We start from the raw sequence: 15,528 nt of genomic DNA, 5'->3' as shown, positions 1-15,528 counted from the left end.
TAACCATGCAAAAATCCAAAACAATTGATTATCTCATTGTAGTTGCTGTGCTTATTTCAGTAGCTTATACTGCCTGCAGCATTAGCGGCCGGCAACCCGACAAAAAGAAATACAAGGACTATCAGCCGGTAACGGCCACCATTACAGATAAGCTGGCTGGAAGAACCAGCCGGTACGGCGCCAAACCTACCCGTTACCATATTGCATTCAAAACAAAAGACGGCAAAGAACATTTTGCATCCAATATAGAACTGGGTGCCAACTTAACGCCCGGAGACACGGTTGCCGTGTATTACAACCCTGCTAATCCTGAGGAGGATGTTGTACTCAGATTACCTTAAAGCAATTTCCTGATGGCATACATAAGAGTAAAGAATACCCCGTTAACGCCCCCACCGTCGATTGACCCCAAGCCGGTGGCAAAACATTTTGATATTGTACTCGGACTGGATTTTCACATGTTGAAAGTGCCATGGCCATTTACGCCTTGTCCTATTACACCTTTTGTGGCGCTGATCTTTGACCCGATGGATTACATCCATATCACCCTGCCTGCCATTCCCGTGTATACTCCCGAAAAGGGATTTGAAATTGCGCGGAATGTACCCATGGGAGGAACCGTATATTTCAACGGCATGCATAAAGGCGTGGCACAGGGAGCACTCTGGGGAATGCCGTCGGTACCGCCTTTCATGGGAAAGTTCAAAGGCCTCGGTAAAGTGGTCAGCAAACTTAATTTGCTGCATTCCGTGATACCACATCCCTTGTTCCTGTTGCCAAAGTTCTTCCACCCACATGAGGGGCAATTATCGCATGGCAGCAAAACAGTGCTCAGCCAGGGCATGTACCAGAGCACCTGGCTATGCCGGGCTTACTCCTGCCAGGATATCGGGAAAATCCTGATGAACAATCCTATTGGCGGCTTCTATCTCAACTTCCTCACTGCAGTAATGGTGGTATTACCGCTTGGCAAACCGGTACTGATAGGTGGTCCCAAAGAAGAACAACAGCTGAAACTATCAGACCTGATGAATGCCCTGTTCTTTTTAGGGCTGGTACATGGACTGAAGCTTTCATTAAAGATGTTGGGGAAACTATTGACTAAAGTACTGGCAAAAATAGAATCCCGTTTTCCTAAATTCGACAAATTCAGGGCCGCAGTACAGCCATCTATCTGCAAGTATTTAGGGGAACCGGTAGATGCAGCCAGTGGTCATATGACCAGCTACCTGGAAGGCTTTAGTTTACCAGGTCCTATTCCTTTTACCTGGGAAGCCAATTACTACAGCGACAGCCACTACAATGGCCCACTCGGAAAAAATATTTATCATAGTTACGATATCTCCCTGCTGGTAAGCGAAGAAGATGAGCTGGTGGTAATGAATGATGCTGCCGGCCGGCCAATAGTATTCCCATTACTGGAGCGGGGAAACAGCTTTTACAATCCAAAAGAAAAATATGAACTGCATCGCTCGGAAACAGGGGAATATTATGTAAGTGATAAAACCGGGTTACAATATCATTTTAACCGCCCGGTATATCATGATCAGGGTCATGGTAAATTGCGCAGCATCACCAATCGTAACGGGTTTGCGATCCGGTTTTATTACAGTCCGGACGGCCTGTTGGAAAAGATCACGGACAGTTCACGCCGCGATATTCATTTCCGGTATAATGAGGATAGGTTGATCACTGCGGTACAAGTGCCTCATCCGGAATTAGGAGACAGGGGCATACTGGTGGAGATGGTGCGTTATACCTACGACAACAAAAACAACCTCAAAGAAATGTATAATGCCGAAGGGTATTATAATGCCTTTCAATGGGAGGGCCGGCATATTATCTCCCGCCGCTTCAATGATGGCACCACCTTTACATTTCATTACGACCGGCACGGACGATGCACAGCAGCGTTAGGTCCTGAAGGACTATACAGCTATACATTTGAGTACCTGGAAGGCTTTACCGTAGCCACCAATAGCCTGGCGCATAAAAAAACGTATTATCATACCGGCGGCATCGTCAGCAAAATAGTGAATGGCTATGGTGCCACACAACTATTTACCTATGACGAAGCAGATAACCAGGTAGCCGAAACCAATGAACTGGGAGTAGCCACTACCTATGCCTTCGACGAAAAAGGCAACATGACAAGCATGCAGTTGCCGGGTTTAGGAACAACCGAGATCACGTACAATCAATGGCAACAACCTGTTACTATTACACTGCCTAATGGAGGGGTATGGCAGTATGAATATGATGATAACGGTAACCTGGTGCAGCGCACCAATCCACTGGGAGCCACCACTAAATTTGAATATACTGATGGCCTGCAAAGCAGGATCATCAATCCGCTTGGAGCAGTTACCCATCTGCAATATAACAATCAGCTATTGCTGAGTGATGCTACTTTACCCAATAACGGCAGGGTTAAATATCACTACGATCTCCTGGGACGGCTAACAACGATTACAGACCCTGCCGGGGCTGTTTTTCAGCGGGAATACAATCTCCTCGGCAACCCCGTTCAGACAAAAGACAGTAGTGGTAATATCGTGCAACTGCAATACGACAGCATGGGCAATACCATTGCTGTCAAAGACCGGCATCAGTCGGTCGCCTTTCGTTATAATTTCTTCGGAGATGTGGTAGAACGACGGCAAGGAAACACCGCTATTCAACTTGGCTATAATAAAGAAGGGCAATTAGTTCATATCATCAATGAACACCGGGAAATCTATAGTTTTGAACTGGATGAAGAAGGCAATGTTGTTACTGAAAAAGGCTTTGACGGACTAACGCGTCAGTATATACGTAATGCGGGGGGCCAGGTAATGCGCGCCATTCTGCCCGATGGCAGCCAGCAGGCTTACGAATATACGTCCGCCGGACAGGTGGCAACAGTATACTATGAAAAAGACGGCAGCGCTGAAACCTTTGGCTATAATGCGATGGGGCAACTTATCAGTGCACAGAACAGCCATGCATCCGTACAGTTGCAGCGTGATCCGTTGGGATTAGTTACACAGGAAACCAGTAATGGAATAGTGCTCAACAGCGAATATAACCAGCTGGGACAACGCGCCGCACTTAAAAGCAGTATGGGCGCCGCATTAAGTATGCAGTATAACAACACCATGAGCTGGCTGGAACAAATGGAGGCGAATGGGTGGCAGGCACAATTAAAATACAATAACCAGGGCCAGGTAACCGAAAGATCAATGACCGGGCGCGTAACCCAGCAAAACCAATACGATCTCTCCGGCCGGCTGGTAGACCAGGTAACCACCCAGGGCAATAAACGGCTGCAACGGCGCTACTCCTGGGACGGAGACCGGCTATCGGGTATCCACGACAGCGCCACCGGCGCCAAACAATTCAGGCATGATACCTATGGTAACCTCGCTGAAGTAATTTATGGTGACGGCAGCGTGGAATATCGTACACCTAACGCCGTAGGAAATTTGTTTGATACCCCTGAGCAAAAAGACCGGACCTATGATAGAGGTGGCAGATTGCTAAAAAGTAAAAAAGCTACTTACAAATATGACCAGCTGGGCAACCTGGTACGCAAAACAGAACTTAGCGGCCGGGTATGGGAATATGAATGGAATGCCGCCGGTATGCTATCAGGTGTGTTACGGCCGGATGGAGAGAAGGTGAATTTTAAATATGATGCTTTAGGCAGGCGGATTGAGAAACGATATAAACATACCATCACCCGTTGGGTATGGGATGGCAATAAACCATTGCACGAATGGAAAGAATTTGATGCCAGGGAAAGCAGTGCGGATGATTTGATCACCTGGGTGTTTAATGAAGATAATTTCACGCCAACAGCCAAGATCAAAGGGGACAAAAAATATAGTATTGTTGCTGATCATTTAGGTACGCCCATACAGGGGTACGACGAGACCGGAGTGTTAATCTGGCAGCGGGAAATTGATAGCTTTGGAAATGTCAGGATGTTACAGGGAGATGCCGGATTTTGTGGGTACCTTTATCAGGGACAGGTAGCGGATGTGGAAACCGGGTTATGCTATAATCGATTCAGATACTACGACAGTGAGGAAGGACGGTATATATCGCAGGATCCTATCGGGCTAAATGGCGGGAGCAGGTTGTATGGGTATGTGCATGATCCGAATGAATGGGTGGACATTTTAGGGCTCGTCAAAAATCATTGTAAAGCCAAGTGGGGTACCCATGATTATGCCAATGGCGGTGAAATGAAAGCCATTGATCACATCTGGAAAGAGCATGCATTTCACAGGGCACCAGCTGGAAAAAGTAAGTTCAGAGAAAATATAAACACAAAAGAAAAAGTACGAGCCATGGTTGATGAAGCTGTTAAACCAGAGAATTTACTTAGCACAGCAGCCGATGGTACTAAAACTTTTGTTCATACTTTTGACCATACTATTGGCACTGATCGATTTGGAAATGCAACGAAACAAATGATAGTTCACACAGATCCTAATGGATGGGTGAGATCAGCCTATCCTTTATAATGTCATAAAAGAATAATGAATTTATTATGGAATTATCGTATAAAATAGACTTGCAACATCACCAGGAAACCTGCAAGAAAAATATTTCGAATTATTCAGTGGCTACTTTAGGAGAGAATTTAATTTGGGGAGATGTTTTAATAGTAGGAAACGATAATGCTTCTTTGTCTTTCAAGGCAGATATAATTAAGTTTTCCTATGATGTGTATGATGTTTTGAAAAAATTAAAAACAAACAAAGCGTCCGTCTATCACTTATATAACATGTATGAGCTTTATGAATTCGAAATAAAAATGGAGGCTGATAATGTGTTACTAAAGCTGGATAGAAAAAAGAAAGTGGCACTTAATTATAATGATTTCGTGCAGGAAATTTATAACCTCAAACAAAATATTATGAATGATATAAAAAATCTTTTTAAAGATTATCACCATATTAATAATATCGAGAAGCTATTTTCTTTATTATCGGAGAAGTAGCATATGCATGAAAGAAGAAAGCCTCCAAATCCATGAGATTTGAAGGCTTTCTTCTTTCAAAAAAATTACCGGCATCATTTCAAATTTCTTTTAAAAAAATCTGTGACGAGGCTGTCTACTTTTAAATGTACCTCATGCCTGTTTACAGAAGGATCATCTACAAATGGAACCGGGGCTTCCTGTTTTAGTTCGTCATTTGCTTCGCCCAACATTACATAATGTCCAACTTTACCGCCAAACTCATAATAGTCGGCACCTTTGATCAGCTTATGATATACCCTTGCATTACTCTTAACAGGCGCTATACTATCTGCCAGTGAGCCGGTTATAAAAACGGCGCCATGAACATCTTTAAACTGCTCTTTACGGACAAAGCCAGGCCCCGTGCCCGGGGATAATGCAACGAAGGCTTTGATGCGGCTATCTTTTAAATTGGGAACATGTTTAGTGGCCGCAATCAACGTACTGTCGTACAATAAGCGACCTAACCCCGGGTATTCGGGAACCTCCACCTCGCGGTGACCTATTGTGCGGTAATAATGTATCAGCACCGGGTAATCAATCACTCCACCGGCCAAAGCAATGACGGTATAACCTCCAAATGAAAAGCCCAATGCGCCAATTCGTACTGTATCTATCACTGCATTAACCTCCTTTTCCTTCAGCAGCTGCGTAAGCGCAAAGCTGATATCCTGCGGCCTTTCCCAGGGTTTCATAAATTCCACCGCGATTTTATTATCCGATGTATTTCCCCAGTGATCAACCGCTGCTACTATAAAACCGGATTGAACCAAATGTTGTACTATCCATTCCAACGAAGTCCGGCTTCCACCGGTTCCGTGTGAAACCATAATGAGGGGCAATTTGCCTGTGGGTAAGCTTCCATCGCGTACCGTGTAACGGCGTAAAAAAGGAGAAAATCTTTTATCACTTGCTTTAAGTGTATCTGTTGTTGGATACCATAGTTCCGTCACTAAAGGACGGTTACGTTTCTCATCTTTAAAATGAAAAGTGCGCTGCCCTATGTTGGCCGGCTGTGGGTGCTGCCCAAAAACGATTGGGTGAATAAATAGTAATAGTACAGTGATAATTTTTCCATGTATCGGGATACTATTATTCAGGGTTAACGCTTCATAGATCTTTCTCAACCCGGCCACAGTATCGTATTTTTTACTTTTCTTCATGGTCGTTTGGTTTACAAATTTCGTTGGGTATTCTAATGCGATTAAACGGGACACGTTTTTAAATTTAAGGAATTATGCCGTTTAATTCTATTAAGCTTTAAAATATACTTAGAGTCTGCATTGGCAATATAGCTATGCTATGCGAAACGGATCATGTATGGCACTGTTGCTCACCTGATTCAACAATTTTGCTACCTGCTGATATTTTCTTCCTTACTGTTTCCATACACCCCACCTACCACCAAACCCCACTTTTACATATTATTATTTTGAACTAACCATTATAAATATTATTTTGTTATAAACGATATCCTTGAGAGCGATTGTCCCCCTTGTTATATTACTACTATTTTCCGGTACTGCACACTGCCAGGAAGACCTTGTTCATTCCCTTCAGAAAGCACTGCCGGCTATTACGGATAGTGCCCAATATGTAGATATTCTGAACAAAATAAGTACCCTGTCTTATGAACAGGATGCCGATTCCACGATGCTCTATGCCAGAACGGCCCGGGAAATAGCGGAAAGAATTGACTATCCAAAAGGCATCGCGGATGCTACCACCAACCTGGGGATTTACTTCGATATAAAAGGCAATAGTGAGCTTGCACTACGCTATTACGGCGATGCCTTTAACCAATACGGTGCCATCAGGGATTCTTCTAACCTGGTACAGGTGCTGATGAATATTGCGATGGTGTATAATACCAATGGCAATATTGAAAAAGCGTTGAGCCATTTCAAAAGAGCTATGAACCTGGGCGCTACCCTTCGCCACGACTCCATCATGTCATTGGTCATTTATAATTATATTCTTCAATATCCACAACAGTTTTCCCCTGACTCTGTAGACCAGTACATTCATAAAATCATCAACATCGCTGAAAAATATCACGATATCCGTGTACTGCTGGCGGTGAAACAATTGCAGGCAAACCGGTTATTGGAGAAAAAAGATACTGCCAACGGTATCCGGCTACTGGAAAGCGCATTATCAGGAGGGCTGCGGGAAAACCTGAACTTTATGAGTCTCGATCTGCTGATCGAACTGGCAGACCTGTATGCGGGCAAGGACTCTGTTAAAGCTGTTAATTTTTACCTGCAGGGATTAAACATTTCAAAAACGAAAAATTACAAGAGTTATGAACTGAGTATAGACAACAGGTTATATAATTTTTATTTAGCCCGCAACGACCAGCAAAAAGCATATGAATATAGTGCCGCGCTGCTGGAGCTATACCGAACCAAACAGGACCTGGAAAATCAATCCGGGATCGACTATATCAGCTATGCCCTGAAAGACCAGCAACTGGAAATTATCAGGGAAGAAAAAGTGTATGCCAATCGCCTGCTCCTACTGGTGGGCATTGCTTGTTTGCTGGCTGGCGCGATTATCTATTTGCTTTGGCGAAATAAAAAGAGAGATGCCCGTGTACACGCTACACTGGAAAAACAGTATCAACAACTCACCACGATCAGTACCGCGCTGGAGGCTGGCAACAAGAATTACGCCCGGCTCATTAGGGTGGTGGCACATGATTTACGTAATCCTATAGGCGCCATCAATGCCTTTACCAGTATGATGCTGGAGAGCCCGCCAGCTACCTGGGAAAAAGAATGGATCGCCCTGATTGATCAGGCCAGCAAAGGATGCTTACAGCTAATTACTGATTTGCTGGAAACAGATTTCGACATCGGCAACCAACCCTTGCAGAAAGAAAGCACAGATGTCATTGCTTTATTGCAGGAGTCCGCACAGCTATTGGCCTATCGTGCTGAAGAAAAAAAACAGGCGCTGATTTCGCCCAAAGCACCCCCTTCTTTTATTGTGGCGGACAAACGAAAGCTATCCCGTGTAATAGATAACCTGGTGGGCAATGCCATCAAATTCAGTCCCGAAGGAGCCACAATTGAGATCATGGCGGAAGAAACACCCGCAGCAAATAATAAACCCGGTACCGTTACCATTTCGGTACGTGACAATGGCATGGGCATTCCGCCGGAAATTGCCGCCAGGATATTTGAGCCTTTTGAAAGTAACATTAAGCGAAAAGGCACCTCCGGAGAACCCTCTTTTGGCCTGGGGCTTTATATCTGCAAACAGATTGTTGAAGCTCACGGAGGACGCATCTGGTTTGAAAGCCAGGCAGGGAAGGGATCCACATTCTATGTTTCATTGCAGCAATAAATGTTGTATCATTAAAGAACGAGGGCGAATATTGGGAATATTCGCCCTCGTTCTTTTAATTTCATATCGCATTACTTCAACAGAAAATCCAATACCGTTTTTTCAAACGTTTCTTTTGCCTCTATATTCGACAGGTGAATAACCGGCAGCATCACCAGTTTCGAATGAGGAATTGTTTGCGCAATCAACTTGCTGTGTTCCCCGGGAGTGGCTCTGTCATTGATACCTCCGATCACCAGTGTTGGGGTAGTGATAAGTGATATCGTCCGGCGGGAGTCGGCATCACGTACCGCAGCAAATGTGCTGGCCAGGCCAAGACGCGGCGTAGAAAGCACCATCTTACGGAATTTCGCTACTACCGCAGGATCAAAACCTTCATCAAACCAGTTGTGGATAAACATGTCGCCATAGCGTTCCAGGCTGCCACCGCCGCGCAGGTATTGGATCTGTTCATTAAAGAATTTTTCCGGGCCCAGGTAGGAAGAGGTATTGGTTAATACCAGTTTATTGAGGCGGGAAGAAGCGTGTATGCCCATCCATTGCCCGATCCACCCTCCTAATGATAAGCCTATGAAATCTACCTTATCAATATGAAGAGCATCCAGCAGGTTGATCACGTCCATGCCCATCCGGTCTACGGAATAATCGCCTTCGGGAGCGTCAGAGGCGCCGCTGCCGCGGGTATCAAACCTCAGCACGCGGAAGTATTTAGTAAAGGTGGGAACCTGGTCATCCCACATGTGCAGGTCGGTGGCCATGGAATTGGCCAGTACCAATACTGGCTTATCAGCGGCACCATCCAGCTGATAGGCAATCTTAACGCCGTCGCCGGTGGTAAAATATTGTATGTCGGATGAGCTGTTGGGTGTGATAGTCTGTGCCATCACCTGGTTGTTGGAGGCCTGTTGGTGACTTTGGCTGAATCCCACGTGCATGTTTATAAAGATCAGCGTAAAAGCCAGGAAGACGGCGTGTTTACTATTGTTATTCATGATGATTTTTATACAAAGCTAATCACAGTGCCCGGTTCCCACCAGTCAAAAACAAAGGTTTCTCCGGTAACTTTTCAGGTTTTGTAAATATCTCTCCATAAAAAAGGGATAAATCACACGCGTGATTTATCCCTTTTCATAGTATACCATATCGGTATCGGTATGATACCATCTACTTCCCTTCGGAATGCAGTTTATAAAAATCAATGCCGTCGGTACCCAATGCTCCCTGGCAGTAATAGATCGCATTTGTTTTATCCTGCCCGATCAGCGCGGCACCGCCAAAATTCACCCATTTGGCTTTACCGGTGAGCTTATCCTGTCCTGGTGCCGAAGCCCCAAAGGCATTCTCTACACCAGCATAACAATAAACCGTTCGCTGCTCCATGTCGTAATTAAACAGTGAGCCTCCTGTTGCGGCCAACAAGGACCCATCTGACAACACCATCAGGGTATTGAAATTATAGGTCATGCCCGTCCAGTCAATCACGCTTATACTCATTGGGCCTACTCCCTTAGTGGCGGGCACGGTATCATACGAGTGCAGCACGAAAATGGCAGCTGCAGCCCTGACCGATGCCACTACATCTTCCTGTTGCACATCATACTTCAGGAGTTGTGTACGCCAGTCGTCCACATTGGCCATTCCATATACATATTTACCTGACGGATCTACAAAACAAAGACTACTGGCCACATGTATCCCTGGTGTAAGAATGAAAGGTTTGGCGTCACCCATATAGCCGGCCCCCATCAGCGCCGTTACTTTACCATTTATATCCAGCCGGCAGATAAGCGCCACATTATTACCATACGGTTCCATATTGATTTGCCCTCCGCCAATGACGGACATCCAGTAGGAATGGTCCTCAGCTACGCTGGGTGGTGCATAATAATTAGTATAGGTAAGATTGTTCTGCAGATCAGCATTGAGATACATGGCTACCGTCTTCAAACGATCAATACTTCCCTGGAACGGAGCGGCATCTTCATCTAAAAGTGCTGTTTTGTTTAACACCAATGTGCGGTTAAGCGTAGTAACGCTCCGGGAAGATACCTCCATTTTACACAAGCGGAAGATGTAATTATTCACGGTATCTGTGGATGCTTCCTTATCCTCAATAGAAAAAAACAAGGTATTGCCATCAAAGGAAATAGCGCTGCTCAGTACGTGTTTAATGGTGAATGCCGCTCCCTTATCATCTGTTATCTTATCACCTGCACTCAGAAAAGCATTTACCTGCCCACCGGTGACTACGTTAATACTTAGTGCATTATCGAACCAGATAGCTCCATTTCTATCACAGTGAACCGTACGCAAAAAGGCATATCCTTTCTTATTAAGCGCATCGGCATTTGCGGGGACCCAATGTAACAGCTTATCTACCACCAGCGTGGTATCTGTTCGTCCTACACTGGCAGCAAAATCCTGTATAGATAACGGCGCACCGCTGATGGTAATTCCATTGGCGGTGATGACTACCGGGCGTTGCTGCCCTATTCCCATTTCTTTAGTGACAACAAAGCGCACCAGGTCAAGCGTCTCCATCTGAATTCCACCGGTATTGTACAGTTTATTAGGATCTATCTCCACATGCTCTACCACTTTTACCGACACACCTCCCACCCGGATATCACTTCCTGGTGTATTGGTAAAAAACTTTCCGATCAGCATAGCGGTATCACCTACTACCCATAACGACGGATATTGCCATTCGTATATTCCATACCTGCCATTCAACGTATAAGTGTCTGCCAGCCAGGGCTGCGACTCTACCAGTTTTTTATGTTCATCTACCTTACGGCAGGCATTCAGCAACAAAAGCAATATCACTAAGGATAAAGTTGTATGAACAGAAAATATTTTTCTCATGTTGTAAGCGTTTTAATAATTCTTCAATGCCTGAATAACGAAAGTTGTTTGCAGCGATATTATTCTACCGGTGCGCGGATCCTTATAAGAAGCGGGATGGTTTTCCGGGTAACCACTCATTAACAACGTATAGGCATGGCCGGGTGTCACTATCAGGGATACCCTGGACATGGCATTGGTGCTGTCTGACACAGAAAAAACTTTTATGGCCAACGTATCCTGCCGGTCGCTATTCATCGCGATATAACCGGTATGATCCCCATAATGTGTGGCGGCTGGTAATTCTGCCGGAATCTTCTTATTAATAGTAAGGAAGTATTTATCATTTCCCGGACTCAGGTTAATGAGCCGCATCCCGATCTGCTTTTCTTTTGACATGAAAGGATCTGTGGTTACCACGCTGCGGAAATAGCCACAGCTATCTGTATAAAATACCTGCGCGGCATTTTGCTTGTCTAAATTGACACTATCGGTCAGCAATACCGTTCCTGAACTATCCAGTAATCTCAGTGTATGCGGCCCGGTTAGCACCGGCCAATAGGTAGCCCAGCCATTCACCATTTCCGGGAAGGAAACAATCTTACCGCCCTCGAAATATGGATGTTTTGAAACACGGTCCGCATCCCATACATAATTACTATCCTGGCTATCCATTAGTATAAAATTAACCCTTCGCCTGGTAGGGGAGGCTACCTGCCCGGTCAATGCCACAGAGGCATTATAGAAGAACATGTTGCCTCTTTCCGCCCCCGGCAGTGGCGTTACCTCCTTAGTACATGCAGACAATAAGCTGCCAGCCAGCAGACAAAAAGCGAGTAAGGGTTGCAAAAATTTTTTCCGGATATAAACGATCATGAGATTTCTTTTTTAAAATGAATAAGTAAACTGCAACAACCAGTACCGGCCGGGTTTATATTTTTTGTAGATATTATCGCCCTTCCAAAGCATGGTGCCATCCGGTTGCTTCTTCAGCTTTTCAGCATCATACCGCTGGTTGTAGTTATCATCTTCCACAATACGATAACTTTGATCCAGCAGGTTTTGTACACTAAACTTTACCTGCAGCGATTTCACGATACGCTGGGTAATAGAAAAATCCAACAGGTGCATGGGGAGTTGTAACAGATCAGGACGGATATAACTATCCTGCCAGAGCGTATCTTCTTTAGTACGCTGACTCTTTGCATAGATACGGGGACCACTAACGTTATATACCAACGTTGCTTTGGTACCCAGGGAAGGGTTTTCATAGAACAGCCCTGCATTGACTACATAAGGGGACTGCCCCTGTAATGGCTCTCCCTTCTTATGAATACTATCCAAGACATAAATCATATTAAAGCCATGGGTAACCGTGCTGCTCTTTATCATGGAACCATTGAGCACCACCGATAAATGACGGAAAAGGTTTCCCCTGATAAAAGACAAACTCTTTTTTATCTCTGCTTCTATTCCATATATCTCTGCACTCACAGAATTGATATAGGTGATATTGGTAAAATTTAAAGCAGTACTATAGTCGGAAGCAGCAGTTTCCCTGCGCAAACGTTCAATAGGATGCTGCAGGCGTTTATAAAAGAAGCCGATATTCAACATTTCGTTCTTATGCTTCTTAGGATATAGTTCTGCCCGCACATCATAGTTATCTATAACTGCTGTTACAATATTCGGGTTACCTACAATGTCTTCATTATTCTGGAAATCAAAATCGCTGTAGGGTGTCAGCTCACGGAAATCCGGCCTGTTCACCGTACGGCCATAGCTACCACGGAATACCAGCGAGGACACGGGAACGTAGCTGATATTCACAGACGGCAACAATACTGTTTTAGGACGACTCACATAAATAGGCTGTAAACTGTGATTGCCATTAAACCCTACTTTGGCGCCAGACAACCGTTGATAATCATATTCCAGGCGCAACCCACCATTCAGCACTAACTTTTCTGCTGCAGGCTTCCAATCCGCCATCACGTAACCGGCATGGTATTGCTCGCTGCCCACATAGGCGTCTACCGGCGTTGTAGCATCATAAATACCGAGGCCGGTATTGTCGTTTTTAAAATAAGTACTACTCCACACGTTCGGTAAATCCTGCTGACTGTAGCGAAGTAACTCCGGGTTAATATTACCATGATCGTTGTACCAGCCCAAATCATCCTGGTTAGGAGATACGAATTGATCATTCGTGAGCCCCGCCCTGTTTACGCGGAAGAATCGCCGTCCTACCTCTCTTATTTTAAATGAATTGTAGGTACCTGCCTTCAGTGAAAAATCAGGCCGGGCCTGGAAAGTATAATCAATGGCGCCACTATAAATCTGTTCTTTGTTCCTGATATACAAACGGCTGATCATCCCCAGGTAGTTGGTTCTAACTGTTCTCCAGCTGGTATCGCTATCCAGGGAGAAATCATACAGGTGAATAATACGCTGATCCGGCAAATTCTGCAGATCATAAGTATAACCGGCATTCCACTCCAACTGATGTTGCTTTTTTGTACCCAGTTGATGCGATCCGCCTAAATGGCCGGCATATAAGGCTCTTTGCTGAAATGACAACACAATATCTCTTGTGCGGTATTGATTTATATTCAACCCTATTCCTTTAGGCTCATTCGGATGCGTAGTGTTGACACTGGAGAAGCGGCGGCCATCATTCACCAGAAAGTTCCGTAGAAATAACTGATGCCGGTCGTTTAATTTCAATGTCAGATTTTCAAGGATATTGATTTTGGCATTTTCAGAAGATTGCTGACCATTGCTGATTTTGTTATTATCCAGTAAACTTCCTCCTGCATTGCCGTTTCCCCTGCCGATATAAGGCTGGTCTGTATTTCCTTTCTGAAGATATACATCATACCCTACGGTTTCTTTGGTGTAGGTAATGGCCGTGAGATCATATAATTTGGCGCTGCCTACTTTCCAGGTATTGTAATAGTTGGCAAACACCTGCATATCCGGTAAGCTATACCTGGAGCCATAATCCAGCACAGGAGACATAGCGGATAACCATTCAGACTGCTTTACATTTGTTACCTGCCGGTTACTTTCAAATATTCCGGGAGAAAAAGAAGGCAACTTCCGCCCTCCATCATCAAATCCCAGCACATCATATTTTCCACCGTTGTAGCTAATGCTATTTTTGAAGGTGGAGCCTTCACGATGTGCAAATTGCAGTCCCATATCAAAATGTTTCACTGGCATGGCATTTTTTGTGCTGATTTTTACAGCGGCGCCGGCATAATCTGCCACCAGGTCTGCTACGGGCGATTTATACACCAGGATCTTATCTATCACACTACTGGGCAGCAGGTCATAGGCAAATGCTTTACTATACAGTTCTGTAGAAGGTGCGAGACTACTATTCAGAAAAGTAAGGTTGTAACGTTCGTTCATACCACGCACCACAATAAAGCGGTCGTCCACTACCGTTACCCCGGATATTCTTTTTACGATTTCAGCAGCGTTCCGGTCGGCCGTTTTGGTAATCAACTCACTGGAGATACCAGATACCACGCCGGTAGCACGACGTATTTCATCGATTAACTGAGCTTCCGTACTATGCGTAACTGATTTTACTTTACGGGGACCGGCGCCTATCACCACCTCATTCAATTTATTGGAAATTTCCATTTTCACATCCATCACCACCTCTTTGCCGGTTTGGATACTTACGTTACTTAAAATGGATGGAGAATAGCCGATATAGCGAACCTCTAAGGTATATTTACCAGCGGGAAGATTTTTTAATTCATAAAAACCTTTCTCATTACTTTGCGTTCCCATCTTACTGCCACTGATTAACACCGTTGCACCAGGTAGCGGCTGCGAGGTTTCAAAGTCCACCACACGGCCACGTATCTGGCCTTCCCCTTTTCCTGCTTCAATATCAGCTACAGGTTTTGCCGGTGCGATGATAATATAGTTTCCTTCTTCTTTAAATGTAAGGGCCGTATTTTTTAACAGTGCCTTTAATATGTCTGAAAGTGGCGCCTGGGTGAAAGTAGCAGCAGGTACAGAATAGCGCTGTACATCTGCAGGAATAAATGCAAAATAACTTTTAGACTGCTCCTGCAATTGCTGTAAAGCCTTGCCCAACGTCTGCTTATTAAAGCTAATGGTTACCTTGTTAAGTAACCGGTTTTGTGCTTGTGTGTTCGTCACCGGCGCTACCAGTAGCAGCACTATCCATGACAATACAGTGCCACTTAAACGCAGGCGTTTAAGAACATTTTTTTCCATAATTTTGATCTTTGTTTTAAAGTAAAGAGAGCAACAATGCAACAGGCAGCAATCCTGTT

9 protein-coding genes are annotated in these 15,528 nt (G+C 44.7%); 4 read left to right on the top strand and 5 right to left on the bottom strand.

Annotation, left to right across the window (positions count from 1 at the left end; translation table 11 throughout):
* Nucleotides 1-5 precede the first annotated feature (5 nt).
* The 3 genes from J7623_RS18960 to J7623_RS18950 are packed head-to-tail and all read left to right on the top strand — an operon-like array spanning nt 6 to nt 4,990.
* On the top strand, nt 6-341 hold the full coding sequence (locus J7623_RS18960; protein ID WP_291923245.1) for a DUF3592 domain-containing protein: 336 nt from the start codon (nt 6-8) through the stop codon (nt 339-341).
* Between the two features lie 12 nt (nt 342-353).
* On the top strand, nt 354-4,511 hold the full coding sequence (locus tag J7623_RS18955) for an RHS repeat-associated core domain-containing protein (protein ID WP_291923243.1): 4,158 nt from the start codon (nt 354-356) through the stop codon (nt 4,509-4,511).
* Between the two features lie 26 nt (nt 4,512-4,537).
* Nucleotides 4,538-4,990, top strand: a complete 453-nt coding sequence (locus J7623_RS18950) for a hypothetical protein (protein ID WP_291923240.1) — start codon at nt 4,538-4,540, stop codon at nt 4,988-4,990.
* A gap of 74 nt (nt 4,991-5,064) precedes the next feature.
* Here J7623_RS18950 and J7623_RS18945 read toward each other — a convergent pair whose 3' ends face one another.
* Nucleotides 5,065-6,174, bottom strand: a complete 1,110-nt coding sequence (locus J7623_RS18945; RefSeq protein ID WP_291923239.1) for a hypothetical protein — start codon at nt 6,172-6,174, stop codon at nt 5,065-5,067.
* 313 nt (nt 6,175-6,487) lie between these two features.
* Between J7623_RS18945 and J7623_RS18940 the strand changes: the two genes are divergently transcribed.
* Nucleotides 6,488-8,362, top strand: a complete 1,875-nt coding sequence (locus J7623_RS18940) for a tetratricopeptide repeat-containing sensor histidine kinase (protein ID WP_291923237.1) — start codon at nt 6,488-6,490, stop codon at nt 8,360-8,362.
* Between the two features lie 71 nt (nt 8,363-8,433).
* Here the strand turns inward: J7623_RS18940 and J7623_RS18935 are convergent, their stop codons facing one another.
* The 4 genes from J7623_RS18935 to J7623_RS18920 all read right to left on the bottom strand — a co-directional run bounded on the left by J7623_RS18935 (nt 8,434) and on the right by J7623_RS18920 (nt 15,469).
* Complete coding sequence (locus J7623_RS18935; protein WP_291923235.1) at nt 8,434-9,354, bottom strand: alpha/beta hydrolase; 921 nt, start codon at nt 9,352-9,354, stop codon at nt 8,434-8,436.
* A 172-nt stretch (nt 9,355-9,526) separates the two neighbouring features.
* Nucleotides 9,527-11,227 carry a hypothetical protein gene (locus J7623_RS18930; protein ID WP_291923233.1) on the bottom strand — a complete coding sequence of 567 codons (1,701 nt, stop codon included), beginning with the start codon at nt 11,225-11,227 and terminating at the stop codon, nt 9,527-9,529.
* A gap of 12 nt (nt 11,228-11,239) precedes the next feature.
* Nucleotides 11,240-12,082, bottom strand: coding sequence for a hypothetical protein (locus J7623_RS18925; RefSeq protein ID WP_291923231.1), 843 nt, complete (start codon nt 12,080-12,082; stop codon nt 11,240-11,242).
* 12 nt (nt 12,083-12,094) lie between these two features.
* Entirely contained in the window at nt 12,095-15,469 is a 3,375-nt protein-coding gene (locus tag J7623_RS18920; RefSeq protein WP_291923229.1) for a TonB-dependent receptor, read from the bottom strand.
* Nucleotides 15,470-15,528: the final 59 nt, after the last annotated feature.

Source organism: Chitinophaga sp. (assembly GCF_017745275.1).
Taxonomy (GTDB): domain Bacteria; phylum Bacteroidota; class Bacteroidia; order Chitinophagales; family Chitinophagaceae; genus Chitinophaga.
This window is presented reverse-complemented; position numbering and strand designations above follow the sequence as displayed.

What these genes read in the sequence shown, in the direction of transcription:
- J7623_RS18955 (WP_291923243.1), top strand. Translation starts at nt 354, where the DNA reads ATGGCATACATAAGAGTAAAGAATACCCCGTTAACGCCCCCACCGTCG.
- J7623_RS18950 (WP_291923240.1), top strand. Translation starts at nt 4,538, where the DNA reads ATGGAATTATCGTATAAAATAGACTTGCAACATCACCAGGAAACCTGC.
- J7623_RS18945 (WP_291923239.1), bottom strand. Translation starts at nt 6,174, where the DNA reads ATGAAGAAAAGTAAAAAATACGATACTGTGGCCGGGTTGAGAAAGATC.
- J7623_RS18960 (WP_291923245.1), top strand. Translation starts at nt 6, where the DNA reads ATGCAAAAATCCAAAACAATTGATTATCTCATTGTAGTTGCTGTGCTT.
- J7623_RS18930 (WP_291923233.1), bottom strand. Translation starts at nt 11,227, where the DNA reads ATGAGAAAAATATTTTCTGTTCATACAACTTTATCCTTAGTGATATTG.
- J7623_RS18925 (WP_291923231.1), bottom strand. Translation starts at nt 12,082, where the DNA reads ATGATCGTTTATATCCGGAAAAAATTTTTGCAACCCTTACTCGCTTTT.
- J7623_RS18935 (WP_291923235.1), bottom strand. Translation starts at nt 9,354, where the DNA reads ATGAATAACAATAGTAAACACGCCGTCTTCCTGGCTTTTACGCTGATC.
- J7623_RS18920 (WP_291923229.1), bottom strand. Translation starts at nt 15,469, where the DNA reads ATGGAAAAAAATGTTCTTAAACGCCTGCGTTTAAGTGGCACTGTATTG.